The 25614-nt window shown below is 44.8% G+C and carries 14 protein-coding genes, 2 tRNA genes and 3 rRNA genes; 9 read left to right on the top strand and 10 right to left on the bottom strand.

The genetic code is table 11. The annotated features are described in order from the left end of the window. Positions 1 to 27: 27 nt before the first annotated feature. Positions 28 to 447, bottom strand: a complete 420-nt coding sequence (locus tag LAJ61_RS06225) for a hypothetical protein (protein ID WP_224053226.1) — start codon at positions 445 to 447, stop codon at positions 28 to 30. Positions 448 to 461: 14 nt separating this feature from the next. Further along, the gene (locus LAJ61_RS06230) at positions 462 to 980 is read right to left on the bottom strand and encodes a GbsR/MarR family transcriptional regulator (protein ID WP_135889503.1); all 519 of its coding nucleotides are present in this window, start codon (positions 978 to 980) and stop codon (positions 462 to 464) included. A 209-nt stretch (positions 981 to 1189) separates the two neighbouring features. On the opposite strand from LAJ61_RS06230, the gene LAJ61_RS06235 reads away from it, so the two are divergent. Next, on the top strand, positions 1190 to 2011 hold the full coding sequence (locus LAJ61_RS06235) for an enoyl-CoA hydratase/isomerase family protein (protein ID WP_224053227.1): 822 nt from the start codon (positions 1190 to 1192) through the stop codon (positions 2009 to 2011). Between the two features lie 44 nt (positions 2012 to 2055). Here LAJ61_RS06235 and LAJ61_RS06240 read toward each other — a convergent pair whose 3' ends face one another. Beyond that, positions 2056 to 2790, bottom strand: coding sequence for a glycosyltransferase (locus LAJ61_RS06240; RefSeq protein WP_224053228.1), 735 nt, complete (start codon positions 2788 to 2790; stop codon positions 2056 to 2058). A 184-nt stretch (positions 2791 to 2974) separates the two neighbouring features. On the opposite strand from LAJ61_RS06240, the gene LAJ61_RS06245 reads away from it, so the two are divergent. Continuing rightward, entirely contained in the window at positions 2975 to 3772 is a 798-nt protein-coding gene (locus LAJ61_RS06245; RefSeq protein WP_224053229.1) for an NRDE family protein, read from the top strand. A 67-nt stretch (positions 3773 to 3839) separates the two neighbouring features. Here LAJ61_RS06245 and LAJ61_RS06250 read toward each other — a convergent pair whose 3' ends face one another. Next, entirely contained in the window at positions 3840 to 4922 is a 1083-nt protein-coding gene (locus tag LAJ61_RS06250) for a CobW family GTP-binding protein (RefSeq protein WP_224053230.1), read from the bottom strand. Between the two features lie 72 nt (positions 4923 to 4994). Beyond that, complete coding sequence (gene ompR / locus LAJ61_RS06255) at positions 4995 to 5768, bottom strand: osmolarity response regulator transcription factor OmpR (RefSeq protein WP_286130670.1); 774 nt, start codon at positions 5766 to 5768, stop codon at positions 4995 to 4997. Positions 5769 to 6336: 568 nt separating this feature from the next. Here ompR and LAJ61_RS06260 point away from each other — a divergent pair. The 7 genes from LAJ61_RS06260 (at position 6337) to rrf (ending at position 15557) form a co-directional block, all read left to right on the top strand. Beyond that, a complete protein-coding gene (locus LAJ61_RS06260) occupies positions 6337 to 8886 on the top strand; it encodes a Tex family protein (RefSeq protein WP_224053231.1) in 2550 nt (849 codons plus the stop codon). Positions 8887 to 8970: 84 nt separating this feature from the next. Beyond that, complete coding sequence (gene menA / locus LAJ61_RS06265; protein WP_224053232.1) at positions 8971 to 9903, top strand: 1,4-dihydroxy-2-naphthoate octaprenyltransferase; 933 nt, start codon at positions 8971 to 8973, stop codon at positions 9901 to 9903. Positions 9904 to 10324: 421 nt separating this feature from the next. After that, a 16S ribosomal RNA gene (locus LAJ61_RS06270) occupies positions 10325 to 11856 on the top strand. Positions 11857 to 12019: 163 nt separating this feature from the next. After that, a tRNA-Ile gene (locus LAJ61_RS06275) sits at positions 12020 to 12096 on the top strand. An 11-nt stretch (positions 12097 to 12107) separates the two neighbouring features. Continuing rightward, positions 12108 to 12183, top strand: a tRNA-Ala gene (locus LAJ61_RS06280). 300 nt (positions 12184 to 12483) lie between these two features. Beyond that, positions 12484 to 15343 (top strand): 23S ribosomal RNA (locus LAJ61_RS06285). Between the two features lie 100 nt (positions 15344 to 15443). Continuing rightward, positions 15444 to 15557 (top strand): 5S ribosomal RNA (gene rrf / locus LAJ61_RS06290). Together the 16S, 23S and 5S rRNA genes with 2 tRNA genes alongside form the textbook arrangement of a ribosomal RNA operon. A 279-nt stretch (positions 15558 to 15836) precedes the next feature. Here the strand turns inward: rrf and LAJ61_RS06295 are convergent. From LAJ61_RS06295 to LAJ61_RS06315, 5 genes are all read right to left on the bottom strand, one after another. Beyond that, positions 15837 to 17918 carry a bifunctional 2',3'-cyclic-nucleotide 2'-phosphodiesterase/3'-nucleotidase gene (locus LAJ61_RS06295; protein WP_224053233.1) on the bottom strand — a complete coding sequence of 694 codons (2082 nt, stop codon included), beginning with the start codon at positions 17916 to 17918 and terminating at the stop codon, positions 15837 to 15839. A 206-nt stretch (positions 17919 to 18124) separates the two neighbouring features. After that, entirely contained in the window at positions 18125 to 19219 is a 1095-nt protein-coding gene (locus LAJ61_RS06300; RefSeq protein ID WP_224053234.1) for an SIP domain-containing protein, read from the bottom strand. A 77-nt stretch (positions 19220 to 19296) separates the two neighbouring features. After that, complete coding sequence (locus LAJ61_RS06305; RefSeq protein WP_224053235.1) at positions 19297 to 21429, bottom strand: TonB-dependent siderophore receptor; 2133 nt, start codon at positions 21427 to 21429, stop codon at positions 19297 to 19299. 137 nt (positions 21430 to 21566) lie between these two features. Then, a complete protein-coding gene (locus tag LAJ61_RS06310) occupies positions 21567 to 23261 on the bottom strand; it encodes a multidrug ABC transporter permease/ATP-binding protein (RefSeq protein ID WP_310586005.1) in 1695 nt (564 codons plus the stop codon). 95 nt (positions 23262 to 23356) lie between these two features. After that, positions 23357 to 25603, bottom strand: coding sequence for a TonB-dependent receptor (locus tag LAJ61_RS06315; protein WP_224053236.1), 2247 nt, complete (start codon positions 25601 to 25603; stop codon positions 23357 to 23359). Positions 25604 to 25614: the final 11 nt, after the last annotated feature.

Raw genomic sequence — 25614 nt, forward strand, 5'->3', positions numbered from 1 at the left:
AAAACTGAAATTTATGGGTAAAAAATATTAGTTGTTGGGTCGTTTAAGAGTAAAAAAACCACTTAACATGGCGATTAGCCCTGAAATACATCCCATCACTATAACCACAGTAGCCACTTTTAGTACCTCACTAAAATTGGGCAGCGATAAATTATTCGTTAGCAGGATAAAACCCAAAATAAACAAAATCGCTAAAACCATATTACTCATAAAAAACGCCATATAATTGACATATCGAATGTGGCGTATGACCACTAACCATAGCCCTGTCAAAAAAGTGGGTAAAATACCGACCAGTAACCAGACAATCGCCAGTAATAGCATGATGGTAATATCCATGATTTTGGTATAAGCCAAAACAAAAAATGACACCACAATCACCAAAAAACTCAGCAATGCACCACTACCAAAAAATTTGATGAATCGCCACCAATTCGCTTTAGCCATACCGTCAAACCTCATTATTTCAAAAACTTCTGAATCGTCGCCCCAAGCTTTAGGATACGATTGAGCGTAGTGGACGAAAGTTTTAGCATCTCGTTCGCCCAACTCGTCAGCGTATCGACAAATTGGTGGGTGTCTTTGATACGTTGCTGTATGTCTTTGTTTTCTGTGGCAAATTCTGGCTCATTGATTAAATCCGCCAAGAATCCAACCGTCGGCGCAAGCTCTCGGCGATAGCGTTCTTCGACAATCACCTTAGCCAATTCCCACACATCCGTGCCCGTGGTGAAATAATCGCGCCTATCACCGAGCGTATGTACCGTTTGTACCAGATTTAAGCTCTGCAATTCCTTGATACTATTACTCACATTTGAACGCGCCACGCCTAAGGTCTCTTGGATTTCTTCGGCATTCATCGGCTTGCCTGCCAAAAATAACAAGGCATGAATCTGAGCAACGGTACGGTTTACGCCCCATTTATTGCCCATTTCGCCCCAGTGTAAGACAAATTTTTCCATGGTGGATGTGAGTTGCACTTTTTAGCCTTATATATAAATCAATCAATTTTTAATTATTTTGAGCTTTTTATATATTTCTGTCAATACAGAAATTTTGAAAATTGTAAAAATTTTGTGGTGGGTTTGGATTGTTGACCTTACAAGTCGCGTTTTATTTCCCAAAAAAAAATAATTTCGGTAAGATGAAGGGGTTAATTGTAAATATTTCTTTGGTATAAGGATGACCCATGACGGCAAACCAAACACAACAACCCACCTTTCAAAAAGTCACCTATGATGTTGCAGATAATGTTGCGACCATTACCCTAAATGACCCTGCATCTTTAAATGCCCTTGACAGCACCATGAAAGGCGAGCTATTGCAAGCCTTAAGCCATGCTGAATATGACGATACCGCCAAAGTCATCGTATTAACAGGCGCGGGCAAGGGCTTTTCAAGCGGTGGCGATATCCGCGAGATGTTAGGCTCAACCGAAACCCGCCAAGCGGTGCTAAAAATGGCACACGGGCTGACCACTGGCGTGGGCGAAATCAGCCGAAAGCTGCGAAAAATCAGTAAGCCCATCATCGCACGTATCAATGGGGCAGCGGCAGGGGCGGGCATGAATATCGCCTTGGCGTGTGATTTTCGGGTGGCAAGCGACAATGCCAAGTTTTTGCAGGCGTTTGTCAATATCGGGCTTGTGCCTGATGCGGGCGGGATTTATCAGTTAACCCAACTGATTGGGGCGGCAAAGACCACCGAGCTTGTGATGCTTGGCGAGCAGTTTGATGCCAAAAAAGCCCAAGATTTAGGCTTAGTCAATGCTATCGTGCCAGCCGATGAGCTTGATGCCGCGGTGAAAAAACTCACCGACCGTTTAACAAGCTTGCCTGCTTTGACATTGGCGGCGATGAAACAGACCATTAACCAAGTGGCGTACAGTGGACTTGATACCGCCATTGATGCAGAAGTCATGTACCAAATGCAGATGGCAACCACGGACGACTTTAAAGAAGGCGTGTCGGCATTTATGCAAAAACGTCCTGCCCAGTTTAAAGGGCATTAATCTGTAAAAAATCAACTGAAAGAAAAATAGCGTGGTCACCGACGCTATTTTTTTTGCGTACCATAATGTCCAAATTGATAGCGGATTTTGTTATCGCGGATTTCACCGACAAAAAAGCGATATAGATTGGCGTGAAGATATTTCCAGCCTGTATTAAAATAGCCATCTTGCTGTAAGCGGCGTGGGTCAAAGCGAAAGGTGAGTGGTAGCATCTGATAACGGGTAATTTTTTTGGCGCGATTGACATAGTCGCAATCTTCACACAAGGTGATAGATTCATCAAAGCCGCCCAATTGCTCATGCACGGATTTACTGGAAAAAATACAGGCACCGACTGCCGTTGGCGATAAGAATTGGCTAACAAAAATACCCATGTTAAACAGCAGATAACCCACTGTAAACCAAGGTTTTAGGTGGTCAGCATTCATATACATGCCGGCTACTTTCAAGGATTTTTTATCCAATAATTGACTGGCTTTTTGCAAGAAGTCTGCATCCAGCCGCACATCGGCATCTAGGAACAGTATTCGTTCATTTTTGGCTAGCTTTGCCCCTGTATTACGACCCAAGCTGACGCCACGTTTTGACATTTTATGTACGCTTATCGCGGGCAACTGTTGGCGAAAACTGGCTGCAATTTGACAGGTGTCATCTTCGCTGTTGGAATCCACCACGATGACTTCAAAATTTTGGTAGCTTTGCTGGGCTAAGTCACGCAAAATATTGCCGATACGTTCGGCTTCGTTTAGGGTAATAATCACGATGCTAATTGGCGTCATAAGCTCATTCACAAGGGCAACAATCGTTGAAAACGGCAGTTTTTAGCTTTTTTATCATAAATGAACAATATGACGATTTGGTGATTGCTAAAAAAGTTTTGGGTGCTAAGCTAGGGAATGAGCAATCGAGCTGATGCAGAATTCAATGGGCGATGGCATGGTAACCAGTTAGAAGGAATAAAGTATGTGCATTGTGGCGTTGGCTTGGCAGCTGTTTGAGGGTAAACCCTTGGTGCTATTATCCAATCGGGATGAATTTTTGCAGCGTCCTACACGCGCACTGCATGAATGGCAATTGCCGAATGGAAAAAAAATCATCGCGGGGCAAGATGCGCAAGCAGGAGGCACTTGGTTGGGTATCGATCCTGTGCATGGGCGCTGGGGGGTGATTTTAAACTACCGAGAGATTATCAAAGATAAGCCTGTCTTTGCCACGTCCCGAGGTCAGTTAATCCTTGATTATTTAAGTGGTGAGTGGTCGCCGCTAGCTTTTGCAAGGCAAATTGATTTGCCCTGCTACGATGGGTTTAATCTAGTCATCGGCGATCGCCAGCAAGCGGTACTACTCAATAATAAAGGGTATGGCATCGAGGTATTGGCAAAAGGCTTATACGTGTTATCCAATGGTCAACCAAATACGGCATGGTTTAAAACGCAGAAACTGCGCAGGCGAGTACGACAAGAGTTGTTGCCCCTGCTTGCTGGGCACGAGGATTGGCAACCGCTGGCATTTGAAATACTGCAAGATCGTGAACAAGCGCCTATCGCCCAGCTACCTGATACAGGTTTAGGTATCGAGACAGAATTGGCGTTGTCTTCCATCTTTATTCCTGCCCATCGCCTCGATAAGCTGCTAGGAAGTAGCTATGGGACGCGCGTGAGTAGTTTGCTCACCATCACTCATACAGGGTTTGATATGCAAGAAAAAAACCTTGAAAATGACACTATTATCTGTATCACGCCCGATGTTAACGCCCCATAATCAATGAAAAAAACAGCCGCAAAATCAAAAAATAGACAATAAAATGGGCTATCTATTAACTGTAAGCTTAACTGATATGCCCAAACATCATCATCAGCTCAGTATCGAGCCTATCAAAATCCAATTCGATAGTGTTATCCAAAAAAATCACTTCAATGCGGTTATCGGTTTGTGGTTCACAGGCCACCAAATCGAGCGAATCCGGGGTAAAATTCATGGTTTGCCATTGCTCATCATGCGTATGTTTGATATGAACCACCGATTTGATACGTTGCCAGTTGGGCAGTGCCAACAACCATTCCATCAGTACAGTCATATCAATTGTCCAGTCGGCTGACACCCGCCATCCGATGATTTGATAGCCGTTTTGTACATCATGATAGCGAAATGGCAAGTCATCGTTGGTAGCTGTCGGTGATTGGGGCGTGTAGGCTTGGATGGTGGATAGAGCGGGGGACTGAGCAAAGCTCGTTAAGCTAACTTGTTGATAGTGGCTGCGCTCGGCAAGCACTTGGCTTGATTGCTTGAGGGCTTGTTGCAATTGCCGCAGATTGTCTTCGCTGAGCGTTTGTTCTGCTTGCCAAATCAATTTAGCTTTACGGTTTAAGTCCTTTACCCATGCGGTCAGTTGGGTTTTTTGGGTGTCATCCAGCCCATGAAAGCGATTAATCATCACCACATCACAAAATCGCACATGGGCTTGGTAGCCTTCATTGTCACGATAACGGGCATCTTGCCAATCACGCGCATTGACGATACTGATGGCGGATTTTAGCGACAGCGCAGTTTGCCAATGCGCTGCAGATAGTTGCTCAATCAGCTCACGCGGGTGTGCCAGCCCTGTTGGCTCAATCCATAATCGGTCGGGTCTATACTCAGAAGTCAAGCGAGCAAGCGCAATTTGTAGCGGCAGTTGCGACGTACAGCAGATACAGCCACCAGATACTTGGCGAATCGCTAAATCATGGTCAGCATTAGCCGCCAATAGCTTTTCATCAATACCGATTTGACCTGCTTCATTGACCAAAATCGCCCACTTTTCTTGCTGCTGAAAATGCGTGATACAGGCATTGATAAAACTGGTTTTACCAGAACCTAAAAAGCCCATCACCAGGTGATAGGCTGTATTTACAATCAACGGTTTTATCATAAAAGTTCTTAACTCTGTTAACTTAGCTCTTCTAATGGGCTTTTTTAATCCGCTCTTTTAAATAGGGCTCGTTTAGCTTTCTGCCCCATCGGGTACAAACACGTAACCCACGCCCCAAACAGTTTGGATATAGCGCGCTTGCGAAGGGTTATCTTCGATGAGACGGCGTAAACGCGATACTTGCACATCAATTGAGCGCTCCATTGCGCCCCATTCACGGCCGCGTGCCAAATTCATCAGTTTATCACGGGTTAATGGCTCACGGGGATGTTGTACCAAAGCCTTTAATACACTAAATTCACCTGTGGTTAAGGTCACGATGTTACCATCACGTTTTAGGGTACGCGTTGATAAATCTAATGTCCATGACCCAAATTCGACCACTTCCATTTGCTGACTGGGTGCGCCTGGCAATTCACGCGTTTGCCGGCGCAATACGGCTTTAATACGTGCCAATAATTCTTTGGGGTTAAAGGGTTTTGGCAGATAATCATCCGCGCCTGCTTCAAGTCCTGCGATACGATCGGCATCGGAACCTTTAGCGGTCAACATAATAATCGGAATATCGGAGTTTTCTGCGCGTAAGCGATGGCAAATACTGATTCCGTCTTCGTTAGGTAGCATCAAATCAAGCACAATCAGCGAAAATAACTCGCGCTGCATCAGTTTGTCCATTTGGTTGCCGTCATGCGCAGTACGTACAATATAACCATCATCTTCTAAGAAACGTTGCAACAAAGTGCGAAGGCGCGCATCGTCATCAACGACCAAAATGCGCTGATTCATATCGCCGGCGGCTGATTGATTGGGGGTAGATTCTACAGTGGGGTTGATGTCATCACTCATTGATTATTTTCCTCATTTTTATCGTCGATATTCCTATCACCCATATTCCTATCACTAACGTTATTTTCACTCGAATGTTGTTTTCGCTACACAGTTTTTATAAATACCTAATTGTTTTTTATAAAGGCTAAATATGTTCCATTAGCGTGTTGAACTGAACCTTATAATTAATAGTTAGGACAGGCAATGCTATAAAATATATGGGTATACAATTTTTTATTAGGGACTGATAAAGGTATTTTGAAACGATTGGTTACAACTTGCAAGCATTATCAATCTTATTATTTAGCTAAATTTGCGTGGTTATGCGGTTATTAAAGCAAAAAAATGTGTCGATTGCTGTAGTGATTTTGCTAAAAATGCGACGTTAGCTTATAGGGTAGCCACTTATTATATAGTCATCAGTTAGCAAAATTTTAGTCTAACGACAGCGCTAGGGTTGGCAAGGTAAAAATTCACTAAAGATTTTTGTTAAAATAGCGTTTACCTATTATCTTTTTGTATTGTTTTGTTATAATGCGTGAACTCTGAAGTTTTGAGTTCATCCTTATAAGTGTTAGGCAAAAATATGACTACAAACGTTACTGCCATTGCGGCTAATCCAGCGGTAGATGTACTCTCTGAGCAAGTCCAGCAAGCCATTTATCAAAAATTAGCTGCCAATCTTGGTATCAAACTCAACCAAATGATGGCATTCGTCAAACTCTACGATGATGGCGCGACGATTCCGTTTATTGCCCGCTATCGTAAAGACCAAACCGGCGGGCTTGATGATGTACAGTTGCGTAGTTTGGAAAAATCCCTCAGCTATGAACGAGATATGGCCATTCGCCGCCAAAAAATCATTGAGCTGTTGACCTCACAAAATAAGCTGACCGATGAATTAAGTGAACGCATTAATCAGGCGGCATCCAAACTTGAATTAGAAGACATTTATTTGCCGTATCGTCCGCGCCGTCGCTCACTGGCAACCCAAGCGCGTGAAGCAGGACTTGAGCCAATTGCCTTGGCGGTTTTAAATGAGTCGGTAAGCCCAGAGACAGCATTATCAGCGTACCAAGCGCCAGCGCCTGTACAGGATGACAACGGCGAAGCCGAAGCGTCAATTTTTGAAGATAAAGAAAAACAGTTATCAGGCATCGGTGCCATTATTATCGATGAGTGGACACAGCAGCTTGATCTACTCGATAAACTGCGCGTCGGCTTTGGTAAAATTGCCCAAATTCATAGCCGTCTAGTGGGCGAAGAAAAACGGGAAGTCGGCGAAAAATACAAAGACTATTTCGACCACACTGAAAGCTTGGCACGTCTACCCAATCATCGATTATTAGCGATGCTACGCGGTCGCCAAGACAACGTACTGACGATTGCGATTGAAGGCGAGGATGCACCATTTACCGAGCAAATTAATCACGCATTTAACTTAACGGCTGCCGAACCTAGTGAGCGGCAACAGTTTTTATTGTCACTGGGCAAAAAACTGTGGTTGGACAAATGGCGTCCGCATATTGAGCATCGTTTGCTCACAGAAAAACGCTTAACGGCTGAATCAGCAGCAATTGACGTGTTTGCAAACAATTTACAGCATTTATTAATGGCAGCGCCAGCGGGTCAAAAAACGATTTTAGGCGTCGATCCGGGTATCCGTCATGGGGTTAAAATGGCTGTGGTTGATAGTCTAGGTCATGTTGCCAAAAATAGCGATGATAGTTTTGCGATTGCAACGGTATATCCATTTGCCCCAGACAATAAGGTCGATGAAGCCAAACAAACCATTGCCGATTTACTCAAAAACCACCATGTGGATTTAATCGCCATTGGTAATGGTACGGCTAGCCGTGAGACAGATGCTTTAATCAAAGAAATTTTGGCAGAAAACAGCGCTCAAGGAAACGGCGATATCAAAGCCGTGCCTGTGGTGGTCAATGAGTCTGGTGCGTCTGTGTACTCAGCCAGCGAACTGGCATCGCAAGAATTACAAGAGCTTGATGTATCCATTCGTGGGGCGGTATCGATTGCCCGTCGTTTGCAAGATCCCTTGTCTGAGCTGGTTAAAGTCGATCCCAAAGCCATTGGCGTGGGTCAATATCAGCATGACGTTAACCAAACGCAGCTGGCTGATAGTTTAACCAAAGTCACGCAAGACTGCGTGAATGCAGTAGGCGTAGATGTCAACACCGCAAGCCCTGCGATTTTGTCTTATATCGCAGGTCTCAATGTCAATGTAGCACAGCAAATTGTCAACTACCGCAACGAACACGGCGCATTTGCCAACCGTGAACAGCTCAAAAACGTGCCAAGATTGGGTGCCAAAACTTTTGAACAAGCGGCAGGTTTTTTACGCATTCGTGGCGGTGATGAGCCGTTAGATGCGACAGGGTTACACCCAGAAAACTACGAGATGGTCAAACAATGGCTGGCTTCAACTGACCACAATCTCAACGATGTGCTAGGTGACGAGTCAGCGCTTAACAATCTGACCGCTTCACTGGTCGCTGCCGCAAACGATGAGGTTGATGATGCCGAGCAAGCAACGCTGAAAGCCGCTGCCATCAAACAAGAATTAGCCAAACCTGCCCACGATCCAAGACCGAGCTTTAAAACAGCAAAGTTTCGTGACGATGTCAATAGCCTCAACGATTTAACCGAAGGCATGACGCTTGAAGGCGTGGTCACCAATGTGACAAGTTTTGGTTGTTTTGTTGATGTTGGCGTCCATCAAGATGGCTTGGTACATATCTCAGAGATGGGTAACGAGTTTATCGCCGATCCGTTAAATCATGTCAAACCAGGTGATATCGTCACCGTTCGCGTGATTTCAGTGGATGCAGAGCGTAAACGCGTGGGCTTTAGCATGAAGTCAGATACCCCAATGGCAGCCAAACCTGCTGAAAAAGCCCCCGCTAGTAAAGCAAAAAATGCCAACCAATCAATGGCTGGTACGGCGAAAAAATACGCAGACCCTATCGAGCGCGGCGCCAAATCAGCCAAACATTCGGGCAACCCCCAACGTAGTGATAAAGCCGCTAAACCGCAAAACCAAGCAGCCGACAAACCACAAAAAATTGGTAGCTTAGGTGCATTGTTGGCGCAAGCAGGTCTAAAAAAATCAACATAAACCTCGCATCATTGGTAAACGTGCATCTAAATGGCTAAATCCATTTAGATGTTGCAATTGGTGATACAAGGTTTCGAGTGAGTGATGGTCAATTTTTTACAAGCATTTTGGCAAGCGACTCGCCCACGCACTTATCCATTAGCGGTGGCTGGCATCATAGTAGCCAATGCGTTGGCATACTCCCGTATTGGCAGCTTTAACAGCAAAAATTGGCAAATCTTTTTGCTAAGCCTATGGGTTGCCTTAGGCTTACAGATTTTATCCAATTTAGCCAACGACTATGGCGATGGCATACGAGGTACGGATGCCCATCGACTCGACAGACAGACTGCCCAAGGGACAATCAACCCCAAGACCCTCAAGAAATTAATCATAAGTTGGGCGCTGTTTATTTTTGGCTGCGGTATTGGCTTACTTTGGCTGAGCTTTAACAGTCTGACCGATTTCTTCACCTTCTTAGCATTGGGCATCATCGCGATTATTGCCGCAGTGACCTATACCATGGGTAAAAAACCCTATGGGTACAATGCGAAAGGGGAAATAGCAGTATTTTTATTCTTCGGCTTAGTTAATGTCTTAGGGGGCGTGTACCTACAAACACAATTTATCCGCGTGATGGATATTATTGCTGCAGTGGTGATCGGCCTGCTATGCACTTGCGTATTGATGATTAACAATATGCGGGATTTTGACACAGATACACACGCTGGTAAGAATACCCTTGCCACCACCCTAGGCAAAGAAAGCATGAGCCACCTGTATCGGTTTATGTTGTTGGGTGCTTACTTTTTGCTAATCACCTTTGTGACCTTGCGACAAAATTTTTATCTATTAAGCCTACTTGCTCTAGTATCCCCGATTGCCAAGCATCTTAAAGTGGTTCGCCATTATAGTGATGAAGCTATCCCCTCAAACGCACTAGCGCCAGAGCTAGCCAAAATTGTCTTAATTACCCTAGCGACCAGTATATTGATGAGTGTAAGTATTCTTATCTTTAACTATAAAAAACTAATTTGAAAATAAATCAAAAAACTTTTCCCATTGGTATTGACAGGTAAAAAGAAAAGCGTATAATACGCACTCACTGGCAGCGACTACAGCCACAAACTGTAGTAAAAACAACAACTTAAATTAATATAGATATAAGTTGAGCGGTCATAAAAAATTAAAGAAAAAAGTTATTGACAACACAAAATAAGCTGTTAAAATAGCGACCTTCTTAACGACATCAGCCGATGATGTTGTGAACTAAATAACAACAAACACAAGAACAACTTGTGTGGATTTTCACTTAGGGCGATAAAATTAAGACTTTAATTAATTGTATTGTCAGAGTGAAGATACTCGTAAGTTTATTTGAGCAAAGACAGTATAAATAATTGAGTCAACAAATTAAATCTATTGACATCGCATAGCGATGACAATAGATAGAAAGATTAAACTGAAGAGTTTGATCATGGCTCAGATTGAACGCTGGCGGCAGGCTTAACACATGCAAGTCGAACGATGAGTCTCTAGCTTGCTAGAGATGATTAGTGGCGGACGGGTGAGTAACATTTAGGAATCTACCTAGTAGTGGGGGATAGCTCGGGGAAACTCGAATTAATACCGCATACGACCTACGGGTGAAAGGGGGCGAAAGCTCTTGCTATTAGATGAGCCTAAATCAGATTAGCTAGTTGGTGGGGTAAAGGCCCACCAAGGCGACGATCTGTAACTGGTCTGAGAGGATGATCAGTCACACCGGAACTGAGACACGGTCCGGACTCCTACGGGAGGCAGCAGTGGGGAATATTGGACAATGGGGGCAACCCTGATCCAGCCATGCCGCGTGTGTGAAGAAGGCCTTTTGGTTGTAAAGCACTTTAAGCAGGGAGGAGAGGCTAATGGTTAATACCCATTAGATTAGACGTTACCTGCAGAATAAGCACCGGCTAACTCTGTGCCAGCAGCCGCGGTAATACAGAGGGTGCGAGCGTTAATCGGAATTACTGGGCGTAAAGCGAGTGTAGGTGGCTCATTAAGTCACATGTGAAATCCCCGGGCTTAACCTGGGAACTGCATGTGATACTGGTGGTGCTAGAATATGTGAGAGGGAAGTAGAATTCCAGGTGTAGCGGTGAAATGCGTAGAGATCTGGAGGAATACCGATGGCGAAGGCAGCTTCCTGGCATAATATTGACACTGAGATTCGAAAGCGTGGGTAGCAAACAGGATTAGATACCCTGGTAGTCCACGCCGTAAACGATGTCTACTAGCCGTTGGGGTCCTTGAGACTTTAGTGGCGCAGTTAACGCGATAAGTAGACCGCCTGGGGAGTACGGCCGCAAGGTTAAAACTCAAATGAATTGACGGGGGCCCGCACAAGCGGTGGAGCATGTGGTTTAATTCGATGCAACGCGAAGAACCTTACCTGGTCTTGACATAGTGAGAATCCTGCAGAGATGCGGGAGTGCCTTCGGGAACTCACATACAGGTGCTGCATGGCTGTCGTCAGCTCGTGTCGTGAGATGTTGGGTTAAGTCCCGCAACGAGCGCAACCCTTTTCCTTATTTGCCAGCGGGTTAAGCCGGGAACTTTAAGGATACTGCCAGTGACAAACTGGAGGAAGGCGGGGACGACGTCAAGTCATCATGGCCCTTACGACCAGGGCTACACACGTGCTACAATGGTAGGTACAGAGGGTTGCTACACAGCGATGTGATGCTAATCTCAAAAAGCCTATCGTAGTCCGGATTGGAGTCTGCAACTCGACTCCATGAAGTCGGAATCGCTAGTAATCGCAGATCAGAATGCTGCGGTGAATACGTTCCCGGGCCTTGTACACACCGCCCGTCACACCATGGGAGTCTATTGCACCAGAAGTAGGTAGCCTAACGCAAGAGGGCGCTTACCACGGTGTGGTCGATGACTGGGGTGAAGTCGTAACAAGGTAGCCGTAGGGGAACCTGCGGCTGGATCACCTCCTTAACTAAAGCACTAAGTGAGAATTCACAGCAAGTTGTTCTTGTGTATAAATAAGCTAATAATCGTTAATCTACAGCAGCGCAAATAGCAAGGCTAAGACTAAAATCCTTAGCAAAGGATTTTAGCTCGAACCTAAAATTGCGATGCAATTTTTTAACGGTTCTCGGGGTCTATAGCTCAGTTGGTTAGAGCACTGCCTTGATAAGGCAGGGGTCATAAGTTCAAGTCTTATTAGACCCACCACCTCTTACTTAGGGGCCATAGCTCAGTTGGTAGAGCGCCTGCCTTGCACGCAGGAGGTCAGGAGTTCGACTCTCCTTGGCTCCACCATAATTAGCTTAACGTTATAAAGCAGACAGAGTAATTTAGTAAGCATATTAAGAGATTACTTCAATCTGTTTTATCAGAAATCACGACCTGACGAAGGTCTGATAATTCAATAACAACATAGAGAAATGAGTCTGGGTTAATTATCAAGTTCCAACGAAGATAATTAACCTTAGTAATCAGCCAATCAGACCCAAAGAAATGATTGGAACAACTGATTACTTAAAAGTAAAGAGAACTGAATCAAGCGTAAACATAGGTGAAGATCGTTACCATTACCTATACGACCCTTTAGGGTTGTATAGTCAAGTAATGAAGTGCACATGGTGGATGCCTTGGCAGTCAGAGGCGATGAAAGACGTGACAGCCTGCGAAAAGCGTCGGGGAGGCGGCAATATCCTGTGATCCGGCGATATCTGAATGGGGAAACCCACTTGTCATAAGACAGGTATCGTAAATTTATTTACGAGGCAAACCGGGAGAAGTGAAACATCTCAGTAACCCGAGGAAAAGACATCAATAGAGATTCCCCTAGTAGCGGCGAGCGAACGGGGAGGAGCCGACTGATTATAATTTAGAGGAATGACTTGGAAAGGTCAATCGTAGAGGGTGATAATCCCGTACTCGAAAGGTTATAAGAAGCATATTAAGTAGGGCGGAACACGAGAAATTCTGTCTGAAGATGGGGGGACCATCCTCCAAGGCTAAATACTCCTGACTGACCGATAGTGAACCAGTACCGTGAGGGAAAGGCGAAAAGAACCCCTGTGAGGGGAGTGAAATAGATCCTGAAACCGTGTGCATACAAGCAGTCGGAGCATCATTTATGATGTGACGGCGTACCTTTTGTATAATGGGTCAGCGACTTATATTCTGTAGCAAGGTTAACCGAATAGGGGAGCCGTAGGGAAACCGAGTCTTAATAGGGCGTCTAGTTGCAGGGTATAGACCCGAAACCGAGTGATCTATCCATGAGCAGGTTGAAAGTGACGTAACAGTTACCGGAGGACCGAACCCACTGTCGTTGAAAAGCCAGGGGATGACTTGTGGATAGGGGTGAAAGGCTAATCAAACTCGGTGATAGCTGGTTCTCCCCGAAAGCTATTTAGGTAGCGCCTCGGACGAACACCATTGGGGGTAGAGCACTGTTTCGGCTAGGGGGTCATCTCGACTTACCAAACCGATGCAAACTCCGAATACCGATGAGTGATATCCGGGAGACAGACGGCGGGTGCTAACGTCCGTCGTCAAGAGGGAAACAACCCAGACCGCCAGCTAAGGCCCCAAATTCCTAGTTAAGTGGGAAACGATGTGGGAAGGCACAGACAGCTAGGAGGTTGGCTTAGAAGCAGCCATCCTTTAAAGAAAGCGTAATAGCTCACTAGTCGAGTCGGCCTGCGCGGAAGATGTAACGGGGCTCAAACTAGGAGCCGAAGCTGCGGATTTAATTGTTTCAATTAAGTGGTAGGGGAGCATTGTGTAAGCCTGTGAAGGTGTGTTGTAAAGCATGCTGGAGGTATCACAAGAGCGAATGCTGACGTGAGTAACGACAATGCGAGTGAAAAGCTCGCACGCCGGAAGACCAAGGGTTCCAGTCCAACGTTAATCGGGGCTGGGTGAGTCGACCCCTAAGGCGAGGCCGAAAGGCGTAGTCGATGGGAAATCGGTTAATATTCCGATACTTGTTTATGATGCGATGGAGGGACGGAGAAGGTTATGCCAGCTTGGCGATGGTTGTCCAAGTGGAAGGATGTAGTTAGGTTTAGTAGGCAAATCCGCTAGACTATTAATGAGATCTGATAGCAAGCTGTACTTGTACAGCGAAGTGGCAAATACCCTGCTTCCAGGAAAAGCTTCTAAGCGATAGTCATAAAGAAATCGTACCCTAAACCGACACAGGTGGTCAGGTAGAGAATACCAAGGCGCTTGAGAGAACTCTGCTGAAGGAACTAGGCAAAATGGTACCGTAACTTCGGGAGAAGGTACGCTGCCGATGGTGAGTAGTCACGCACTACAAAGCTATTGGCAGTCGCAGATACCAGGCCGCTGCAACTGTTTATTAAAAACACAGCACTCTGCAAACACGAAAGTGGACGTATAGGGTGTGATGCCTGCCCGGTGCTGGAAGGTTAATTGATGGGGTTAGCGTAAGCGAAGCTCTTGATCGAAGCCCCAGTAAACGGCGGCCGTAACTATAACGGTCCTAAGGTAGCGAAATTCCTTGTCGGGTAAGTTCCGACCTGCACGAATGGCATAATGATGGCGGCGCTGTCTCCAGCAGAGACTCAGTGAAATCGAAATCGCAGTGAAGATGCTGTGTACCCGCGGCTAGACGGAAAGACCCCGTGAACCTTTACTACAGCTTTACATTGAACTTTGACCTTACCTGTGTAGGATAGGTGGGAGGCTTTGAAGCAGGCACGCCAGTGTCTGTGGAGCCATCCTTGAAATACCACCCTGGTAATGTTGGGGTTCTAACTCAAGCTTAACAGAGCTGAGGACAATGTATGGTGGGTAGTTTGACTGGGGCGGTCTCCTCCTAAAGAGTAACGGAGGAGTACGAAGGTGCGCTCAGAACGGTCGGAAATCGTTCGAAGAGTATAAAGGCAAAAGCGCGCTTAACTGCGAGACCCACAAGTCGAGCAGATACGAAAGTAGGTCTTAGTGATCCGGTGGTTCTGTATGGAAGGGCCATCGCTCAACGGATAAAAGGTACTCTGGGGATAACAGGCTGATACCGCCCAAGAGTTCATATCGACGGCGGTGTTTGGCACCTCGATGTCGGCTCATCTCATCCTGGGGCTGAAGCAGGTCCCAAGGGTATGGCTGTTCGCCATTTAAAGAGGTACGCGAGCTGGGTTTAGAACGTCGTGAGACAGTTCGGTCCCTATCTACCGTGGGCGTTGGAAATTTGAGAGGATCTGCTCCTAGTACGAGAGGACCAGAGTGGACGAACCTCTGGTGTTTCGGTTGTGACGCCAGTCGCATTGCCGAGTAGCTATGTTCGGATGGGATAACCGCTGAAAGCATCTAAGCGGGAAGCCCACCTTAAGATTAGATTTCCCTAAAGAGCCGTTGTAGACTACGACGTTGATAGGTTGGGTGTGGAAGCATAGTGATATGTGTAGCTAACCAATACTAATTGCTCGTTTGGCTTGACTATACAACGCCTAAATGGCTTTGTAGGTAATAACGATTATCACCTCGCTTGATATAGCTGATACTTTACTTTTATTAAACAACTCATTCCTCTATCCCCCTTTGCTGACGATAATAGCTTGGAGGTCCCACCTGATCCCTTCCCGAACTCAGAAGTGAAACTCCAATGCGCCAATGGTAGTGTGGTTCGCCCATGTGAGAGTAGGTCATCGTCAGCTCCCTATTCCAAAACACCCCCTTACTGATAGTGAGGGGGGTTTTGCTTTGTGGCTGATTAATACGTTTTGTATAGGTTATTGTCGGAGACCTATAACGCTGAGACACTACCTTTATGAAAACCACACAACGAAATACAAGTCTCGTAAAATCCGGTATAAGCTTAAGATGGATGACATGCCAAAGCTTGTCCGATGTATCTTTGAACGCTTGATAAAATAGAAAAAGTGTGGCAACTACCACACTTTTTAACGATAAATAAAATACAAGTTTTTTGGCGATTATTTTGATAAATCTATCGCATAATCTGCCAAGCCTTTATTTGAACCGTCATCATTATTTACGACGCTAATATTGGTTAATCCTGCTTTTTGGGCAAAGTCAATTTTGTTTGCACTCGATTTAAAGATTACAGGACCCGCTGTTTTCACTTTGACAAACCGCCAGCTACGACTGCTACCATTATTGGTTAATGATAAATTCTTAGCCGCTTTGATATAGTTAATCAGCACATCACGATTGGCATCCGGTGATTCAACTACATTGGTACTATTGATGCTGTAGTATTCCTTTAGACCTGATGCACGATAGTTATTGGTTGCGATGATAAATGGTGCGTTGTCTTCAATCGGCTTGCCTTTGTAGGTTAAGTTTTGGATACGGCTACCGATAGGTTTAGTCACATCAATCTCATATTGCACATCGGGTGAGGTAAACATATCAAAGTTATACCCAGGAAAAGTGCTGATTAACGATTGTGGTGTGGTAAGACTTGGGTTTATTTGATTAAAGCGTTTGGCGGAATTCTCTAGCCATTTTTTGATATCACTGCCTTGTATTTTTACTGCAAACACGGTATTTGGATACAGGTACAAATCAGCCGCATTGTTAATGGCGATATTGCCTTGAGCAACATCCGTATAATCTGAACCCCCTGCAAATCCGCTTTTAAATGGGGCACTCACTGATAAGACAGGGACATCTTTATATTGTGGCAAATTGGCGTTAATATAATCGCTGATATAATTGGCTTGGGCTTGGTTGACCACTTGAATCGCTGACACATCACCCACATCAGCAAAGTAAGAAGTCATTGAGAAATCGGATGTACCGATTGGCGTTTTGACATAATTAATAGTGGCATTGTGTTCTGCTTGAATTAATTGAACCACTCGCGGGTCAGCTGCTACAAAAGTTTTATCAGCATTTTGGATAGTACGCACTTCCACTTTGGTATTGTTTTTATTGACGACCCATTTTTTGCCATCAAAGGTTAAATTCAATTTGATGACGCCTAACCCTTTACCCCAAAAGCTTGGCATGACAGCAGGTACGTTGTTTAACAAGCCATTAACTTTATCAATACCTGCCTGGTCTAAGCGGGTGTCTTTGCTACTAGCATTAGGAAACACTTGATGTGTGTGTCCCATCAAAATCGCATCAATACCTGGCACTTGCGATAGATGCCAACTGGCGTTTTCCATCGTTGGACTGTATGGTGAGGTATCAATACCACCATGCGACAAGGCGACAATGACATCTGCACCTTCATTTTTCATTTGTGGCACATATTTTTCTGCCATTTCTTTCACACCGGCGGTGGTGACTTTACCGTCTAGCCATTTTTTGTCCCATTGCATAATACCGGGTGTGGTAAAGCCAATGATACCAATTTTTAGCGGTACGGTAACCGTCTTACCGTCTGGTGTGGTTGCCGTAAAGGTTTTGGTAATGATTTTATAAGGCTTAAACAGTGGCTGATTATTGCGAGAACTAATGACATTGGATAAAACCAAGGGAAAGTCAGGTCCTTTACAAGCACTGGCAATTGCGGTTATGCCATCAACATTAAACTGACTGCCTGTAATTTGATTAAGATAGTTCAACCCATAGTTAAATTCATGGTTACCAATCGTACCTGCATCATATTTTAGGTCATTCATAACCTTATAAATGCCCAGTGTTTCGTCGCATTTGACAGGGTTCACCGTTGCTTGATAGTCACCTAAAGCACTACCTTGAATGGTATCACCGTTATCTAGCAAGATATTATTGGCAGATTCACTACGAGCGTTATTGATAAGCGTTGCGGTTCGCTCAAGCCCCAAACTTTTGTCTTCTGTTAACTTGTAATAGTCATAACTCATGACATTATTATGCAAATCTGACGTTTCAAGAATAGTAAAGTTAAGGTTCGTATTGGTAGCGATTTGCTGTGGTTTAGGGTCATTACTATCATTATCATTGTTATTACAAGCAACAAGTGACATGCTTGCTACAATCATGGATGTGGTGAGACAAATGCGCTTGATTTGCGTATTTTTATAATGATGGTTTTTATAATGATGGGTCTTATAGTTCATGATCGCTCACTAAATTAGGCTCAAATAAGAGCGTTGATAAATTTGTGAAATATCATAGAAAGGTTGCGTGACAAAATGATGAATAGCTAGGGGCTAATAAAATTCGCTGCCCGCTGCCTAGTCTTAAGCGACCCTGCAAACAACCAATTGTTACGACTAAGCACTCACGTATGCATCTGATTGTTTGCCCAATACTGGAATAATCCTTAGCTTGCTCGCCAATACACTTTTAGTACGCAATTATCCCGACTTAACTGTAATAACTCATCCAATAGCGAACGCAGTTTTTTCGTTGTTGTCGCTTCAAGACCACCCCAGATGTGGTCAATTTTGTAAGGATGTTGTTGTAAAAAATCTTGTAGTATCGTAAAAATCTGCGTATGGGGCAGTTGGTTATCATTCGCCACAATTGGCAATACCGTTGCAGGATACTGGGCTAAAACGTCTTCTAAATAAGCCAAATCTTGCTGGCTTTGCAAAAAGGTCAGTACAATCGGCGGTATTGTCTGCTCGCTCATTGGCGACTGCTCTAACAGTCTGGCTACGGTCGGCAGTGAGGTTTCATCAGCGATTAATAGACTTTGTCCCTGTGGCTGATTGAAAGTGAGATGGTCGATTTTTTCGGGGAATTCTCGCTCACTGGTAAACACATCGCCTGTTTTTAACGATTTTACCCAGGTTTCGCCAAGACTGATTTCGCCGTTTTTTTCTCCATGACAATAAATATCTATCCAAGCCAGGTTTTGCGTTTCACCGTTTTCATTCACAGTTTGCCATGCCTTGCGAAGCGTGTAATAGCGGTAGGGGCGGGGGTGTTTTTTTAGGTCAGTGTCGGGCAGTTTGACATCAAACAAAAACGCATAACCTGCCGGTAAATCGGATAAATCGCTATCTGTTTGCACTGTCAAACGATACATATGGTGACTAACCGCTTCCACGCTTTGCAGGCAAAATTGACGCTGCTTGATGTCAATGGTTTTTTTACCTTGTTTGCGGTCACTGCGCTGCAATAAGGCGACATACTGGTCGTTAAATTTTTCAAGGGTTTGGGTCGGCTCACTAAATGCCAAAAGCTGATTGTCTAAGTGCTGTTCGCTTTGCGCAAATTGCAGATCCAACAGTAAGCCTTGTTGATAGATTTGGCGTAAGGTCGCATTTTTTAAGGTTTTTTGCTGGACCTTGGTTAAGTTTAGCAAGCCTAATGCCATGTGCTTCATATCATCGCTGTGGTCTTCGTTGATGTGATCGATGATGTCGGCAATTTCGGGGTCATCAAATAAAGTCAGATTTTCTGGGTGCATAGAATGTAATTTTTGTTAAAGGGCGATAAGGAAAGAACTTGGCATCACAAGTCCTTTGTTTAGATTTATGAACCTGATTAAAACTTCGCGGTTAAGCTAACACTGGCTTGTCGCTCTGCGCCCATCCAGCAATTATTGCGGTCATAACAACTACCCACGTAGGTTTTGTCAAACAAGTTGCTCACAGTCAAGCCCACATCGAACATGCGGTTAATTTGATAACTACCAGCCAAATCGACCAAGGTGATGCTTGGCAAAGTATCTGAGTTTTCTCTATCAATCTGCATCCCAGCGATGTGGCGCACACCCACTTGCACCGCGGTTTTGGCGTTGGGTTTCATACTTGCCCACAGTGTGGCGTTGTGTTTGGCAATTTGTTGCGGGGTATTGCCGACCAGTTGCGGATTAAACTCATCCTTGGTAATTTCGGAATCGACATAACCATAGCCGACACCCACATTGAGCCAATCGTTGAAACGATGATCGGCAGAAATTTCAAAACCTTTTGACGTAGTTTCACCTGTTTGGGTTTGTTTGGTCCAGTCGATGGCAGTGACCTTGTCATTTTTGCGCGTGATATCGTAGGCAGACAGCGTGGCTTTGGTGGCTTTATCTGGCGAGTTGTATTTTATGCCGACTTCAACTTGGTTGGCGGTGGTGGGTTTAAAGGCTTCACCTGTAATATAGTTGACACCCAATAATGGTTGAAATGACTGAGCGTAGCTGACATAGGGAGCAAATCCATTGTCAAGTTGATACAGGGCTGACAATCGCCCGGATGTTTGCTTGGCTTCGTTGACGGTGGTTTTTGCATCACTACCTGTGGCAGTGGTTTTGGTGGTGCTTTTATAATCATCGTGGCGTAACCCTGCGACCACAGTAAGCTTATTCCATTGCATTTCATCTTGTAGATAAACGCCGAATTGACTTTGCTCAATATCATCGGTTTGTTGATAGCCTGTCAAACTAAGGGCAGTTTTGCTAAATAAATCATAATCAGGATCGCTTAAATCGATGATGGGTATGCCATTGTACATGGCATCTGCATACTTGGCCGTACTGTCTGTTTTTTGATAGTCCACACCTAATAGCAAATTGTGCGAGGTATTATCGGTAATCAGACTATAAGCCAATTGGTTATCGGTTGCCCAGTTGGTCATTTTTTCATCGGTAGTGTAGGCGGTGCGTATGAGCTGGCTGTCTGAACCTTCGCTAAAGCCTTGATGGTAGGTATTTTTTTGTTGGGCATCGGCATCGGTGTAACGCAAGGTATGTTTAAAGGTTAACAAATCATTGATTTTCCAGTTGATGGTCTCGCTTGGCATAAAGACTTTTTTACTAAAATCATTCCATTTATCGCCGGCGTAGGCATCCGCGTCTAACTTACCATAACTTGCTTTATACACTGTGCCAACACTTGGTAGTGGGGTAGAAGGGACTTGATGAGGGTCATCTTGATAATACAAATTGGCAAGCACCGAGATATTTTTGCTCGGTTTGTATTCGATAGAGGGATTGAGTAGCACCCGTTTTTCTTCGGTCGTTTGCATTTGTCCGTTTTTTTCACGGGCTAATGCCACCATGCGATAATTGGTGGTATCGTTAATAGGACCTGTGCTGTCAATAGCGATTTCTTTAAGATTATTGGTGCCTGCGCGTAGTCTGATTTCGTTTTCGGGGGTGTTTTTTGGGGTTTTGGCGATTTGATTGACCATGCCGCCCGGCTCATTATAGCCGTACAGTGACGAAGCAGGTCCCTTGAGTACTTCCACGGCTTCAGTGGCATAAGCATCGACTTGGGGCATTAAATTCCAAGTTCCATCATACGGTAGCCGCATCCCGTCATAAAAGTTGGAATAATTCTTAAAACCACGCAGGGTGTATTCATCAAAAATGCCAACCGTCCCACGACTTTCGCTACTGACACCTGGCTCATAACGCAGCGCACTCGCCACACTGTCTGCTTGGCGTTGCTGCAATGTCTCTTGCTCGATACGAGAATAATTCATGGGGGTTTTTTCGGGGTCAAGGGCGGTCTTGGTAGCGGTGGTGCGGTAAGCATCACTACGGATGACCAAGGTGTCTAATGTGGTTTCAGGTGCATCTTCGCTATTGGTTGCGACGTCTGCCAGTACTGGACTGGAAAAAATATGGCTAATACCCACCGCTAAACTAGCACGTATTGCTACTGATAAAAAAGATAAACGCATAAGTGACCCCGCCACAATAAATGGTTACAGAAATTTACAGTATATTAAAATTAATGAAAATAATAACAATAATTATTCTCATTTGCAATTATATTTAATCAGCTGCTACTAGGTTTTAGGGGAGGTCATATAGAATCTTAATGCTCACCAATCACTTTAATGGCATCTAGACTGGCTTTTTCGCGTTGCAAACCGGTAAGCTCACTGAGTTCACCATTTTTCATCATCAACAATCTATCTGCCTTTTCAAAATAGCTGTCATCATGACTAATAATAAAAAGCGTTTTGCCCATTTTTTGCAACATGGGAATAATATGGTGATAAAACACACGGCGATAGGCAGGGTCTTGGTCAGCAGCCCATTCATCGAGCAGTAAAATAGACTTTTCTTCGGCGACAGCAAGCAGCATGGCAAGGCGTTTACGCTGCCCTTGCGAAAGTTCGGTGGCGCTCAGTTGGTTATCGGTGACGCTGACTTTTTCTTTGATGGCTAAAATATCTAGCCAATTATCGATTAACTCGGCATTGGGCACATTTTGTGCAGTTCCCATCACAGTGTTAAACAGATAAAAATCGCTATAAATCGCTGAAAATAACTGGCGATAATGGGGGTAATGTGCTGAGGCGACAGGCTGATTATCGATAAAAATACCGGTATTTTCCGCAAATTTGGGCTGATATAACCCTGTGATGAGCTTGGCAAGTGTAGATTTTCCGCTACCATTGGCGCCAATTAAGAAAACCACTTCGCCCCGTTTTAACGTAAAGTTGATATGTTTTAAGCCAAAATTTGCGCTATTGTCATAGTGATAATTTATATTTTTAAAAGTAATGACTTGCCAATTTGGGGTTAAAATTTGGGTATCAAAATCGGGGCTATAGTCGGCAAGCTGTAATGATTGTATTTTTTCCAAGGCAACTTTAGCCGTTTGCACGGTGGGAAATGCCCCAATCGCCATTAGTAGAGGCGTCTGGATAAATAATACGGTGAGGGCAAACGTAGTGGCGGTGGCGGTATCTACCCAATGATAAATATTGGCTAGGGCATAAATCACCCCAATTACGGCAAACATCATAATATTTGACCAGCTTACGGCTGACAGATGAAAAGTATCGGCTTTGACAATATGGTTGAAATAGTCGCTTGCATGGCGTTGATAATCATGGGTAAATAGACGGTTGGCACGTTCACGATTTAAGGCAAGTTCTTTTCGTCCATCAATCACTGCTTGATAATCTTGATACAGTGCGTCATTGATCTCTCGTAATGTGGCTAAATGAGCATATACATGACCAACGAGTTTACTGCTGATAAAAATGGTCAGCGTAATACACCCCATGACCACAAGCAGCATTGGCAGAGATAAAAACCCCAAATAAATCGCAGTCGCTGTGCAGATAATCACCCCTTGCACCAGCTCAGGCAAGCGTACAAACGCCACGGTAATCGACTGCACATCGGTAGTTAAGCTGGCTAACAGCTTGGCACTACCGATTTTTTCAACTTGAGCGATTGAAGTGTCTAAGATACGTTTTATCAGTTGCGAACGTAATTCAAACACAAAGCGATGCCCTAACTTAGTCAAGGCAAGCTGTGACATAAACGTTGTCGCTAATAAACCCATAATCGCTACCAAAAACACCGCTAATATCTGCCAACTGCCTAAGAGGGGATTATCAGTGCCGACTGCTGCGATTAAAAAACGGTTAATAAAGGCGATAATAGCGACATTCACCAAGGCATTAAGCAGATTGAGCAAGATGACTTTGATAAAGGCAATACGGTGCTGTTGCCAGATGAGGGTCATAAGGGGCATGGTAGTAGGGAACATGTATTTCCTGTTTAGCTTTTATTTTTTAGGCAGTCTCAAATAAAAATCGGACAAAGCAAGCTTCATCCGATGGCAAACGTTAACAATGGGTAAAATTAAAAATCAAAGGTCGCTGACAGCTTCAATGTGCGTGGCTCACCTAAGGTAAGATAGCCCGCACCGTTGTCACCTGCCGTATTTTCATAACCGCCCACCGATGACCAGTAGTCTTTATCGGTGACGTTAGCAATCACCCCTTTGAGCGTGACTGCTTTACCAGCAAGTTGGGTTTTATATCTCGCGCCCAAATCCACAGTGGTGTAGCCATCGACTGTTAGGGTGTTGGCATCATTGGCGTAACGTTTGCCGGTATGGATGACATCGCCTGTTAAGGTTAAGCCGTCTAGTTGTGGTAAATCATATTCTAGCCCTAGGTTCAACAGGTGTTTTGCCGCACCGATAACTTGCTTACCTTCAGTGGCATCGCTACCGGTGTCTTTTTGTTGGGTATCAAGGAAGGTCACGCCGCCTAGCACTCGCATATTGGCGGTGGGTTGTCCATATACATTGAACTCAATGCCTTTATGTTGGTTTTTGCCGTGCGCTTCAAAGGTAGTATCAACGGTAGTATAACGCGGCTTGTTGGTTTGAAAAGCGGTGAGACCTGCACCGATAACGCCGCGGTCGTATTTCACGCCGATTTCACTTTGTTTGGTGACGTACGGTGACATGGCTTGACCTGCATTGGTCAGCTCAGTTGCTACGCCATCGATGGTAGTGGTGAGAGGGGCAGTTTCGCCTTTGCTGAGGCTTTGCATATAGTTAGCAAAGACTGACCATTCATTGCTAGGGCGATATAATAGGGCAAACGCAGGCGTGGTTTTACTTTCTTTATATTTGCCCTTACTGGCTTGGGTGGTGGGGTCAAAACTTTCGTCTTCAATGGTTTGGTGTCTTGCCCCCAAGGTCACTTGAAGTTTATCATCCATCAAGGCTAGGGTATCTGCCAATGCCACACTGGTGAGGGTGGTTTCGCCTGTCTTGGTAGGATGGTTGATATCGCCACCTGCCAACGCTTTTGCTGACCATCTGGGTTTGGCGTACGAGGTTGGGTGATATAAATTGGTCGTTAGTGTGTTTTGCCAGTCAAATTGATAAGGCGCTTTTGTCTGTGCTTTATAGATATTGCCAGACACAACCCAGTTATGGTTGATTTTGCCTGAGGTCAGTTTCCCACGGATGCCGATTTCGCCTGTGTTGATGTCGTCCTCACGGGCATTGTCAAAGCGGTAGGTGGTGCCATCGCCATTAAGATTGGTGACCGTCAAGTTAGCAAGCGAGTTTTCTTCTTCACCATGACGAAAGCCATACGCGCCATACGCAGTCAAATTTGGGCTAAGGTCATATTCAGCGCGTAATGTACCAAACACATCTTTTTCATTTGAATAACTCCACGGTTGCGACCAGTTGCTTTTGGCATCAGCGGCATTGGGTACACGGGTTAAACCTGACAAGGTGACATTGGTGCGTGTTTTTTGTAAGTCGTTATTTTGATAACCCAAATCTGCCGATAACCGCATGTTATCTTGGCGATAATCTAAGCCCAAACCGACCAAACCCAATTTGGCTTTTTCATCATCGACTGCCGTACCGCCATCTTGATAGGCGACATTGGCACGCACACCGTACGCTTGATTTGCGCCAAACCGTTGTCCCACGTCTAGGGCAATTTTACCATTTTCGGCATTTTCGCTACTGATAGTGACTTTACGAATCGGTGTTTGAGTGGCACGCTTTGGCAGCAAATTGACTGTGCCTCCTTTATTACTACCCCCAGGCGCCATGCCATTTAGGAAGGTGCTAGCGCCACGTTGTACTTCGACCCGCTCAAATAGCTCGCTTGCGATAAATTGACGCGGCATAATGCCGTATAAGCCATTCATCATGGTATCGTCAGAGTTGGTGACAAATCCGCGAATCAGATAAGCTTCTTGAAAATTACCAAAGCCACGAGCCACACGCACTGTTGAATCTTTTTTTAGGATATCGCCAACAGAATCCGCTTGTTTATTTAAAATAAAGTCATTGGTATAGGCGGTGGTGGAAAAAGGCGTTTCCATGGTCGATTTATTACCCAAAATACCGATACGGCTACCTATGGCGACTTGCCCACCCTGATAGGCTGGCGGTAAACCAGTTTTTGACGCATCGGCACTTGCGGTAACCACGATTTCATCGAGTAGGGTTTCTGTGGCAGCATCCGTGGTATTTGCTTCTTCTGCCATCGCCGCGGTTGATAATAAGCCAATCGTACTGGCTGCCAAAGCTGAACGCACGGCCAAAGATAATAGGGATAAACGCATATTCAATCACT

Origin of the sequence: Faucicola osloensis, assembly GCF_020041925.1 — a bacterium.
Taxonomy (GTDB): domain Bacteria; phylum Pseudomonadota; class Gammaproteobacteria; order Pseudomonadales; family Moraxellaceae; genus Faucicola; species Faucicola osloensis_D.

Bases quoted from the DNA above. Each gene is read 5' to 3' on its own strand.
- LAJ61_RS06225 (WP_224053226.1), bottom strand. From the start codon at position 447: ATGGCTAAAGCGAATTGGTGGCGATTCATCAAATTTTTTGGTAGTGGT.
- LAJ61_RS06315 (WP_224053236.1), bottom strand. From the start codon at position 25,603: ATGCGTTTATCCCTATTATCTTTGGCCGTGCGTTCAGCTTTGGCAGCC.
- LAJ61_RS06260 (WP_224053231.1), top strand. From the start codon at position 6,337: ATGACTACAAACGTTACTGCCATTGCGGCTAATCCAGCGGTAGATGTA.
- menA (WP_224053232.1), top strand. From the start codon at position 8,971: ATGGTCAATTTTTTACAAGCATTTTGGCAAGCGACTCGCCCACGCACT.
- LAJ61_RS06240 (WP_224053228.1), bottom strand. From the start codon at position 2,790: ATGACGCCAATTAGCATCGTGATTATTACCCTAAACGAAGCCGAACGT.
- ompR (WP_286130670.1), bottom strand. From the start codon at position 5,768: ATGAGTGATGACATCAACCCCACTGTAGAATCTACCCCCAATCAATCA.
- LAJ61_RS06305 (WP_224053235.1), bottom strand. From the start codon at position 21,429: ATGCGTTTATCTTTTTTATCAGTAGCAATACGTGCTAGTTTAGCGGTG.
- LAJ61_RS06300 (WP_224053234.1), bottom strand. From the start codon at position 19,219: ATGCACCCAGAAAATCTGACTTTATTTGATGACCCCGAAATTGCCGAC.
- LAJ61_RS06250 (WP_224053230.1), bottom strand. From the start codon at position 4,922: ATGATAAAACCGTTGATTGTAAATACAGCCTATCACCTGGTGATGGGC.
- LAJ61_RS06245 (WP_224053229.1), top strand. From the start codon at position 2,975: ATGTGCATTGTGGCGTTGGCTTGGCAGCTGTTTGAGGGTAAACCCTTG.
- LAJ61_RS06295 (WP_224053233.1), bottom strand. From the start codon at position 17,918: ATGAACTATAAGACCCATCATTATAAAAACCATCATTATAAAAATACG.
- LAJ61_RS06235 (WP_224053227.1), top strand. From the start codon at position 1,190: ATGACGGCAAACCAAACACAACAACCCACCTTTCAAAAAGTCACCTAT.
- LAJ61_RS06310 (WP_310586005.1), bottom strand. From the start codon at position 23,261: ATGTTCCCTACTACCATGCCCCTTATGACCCTCATCTGGCAACAGCAC.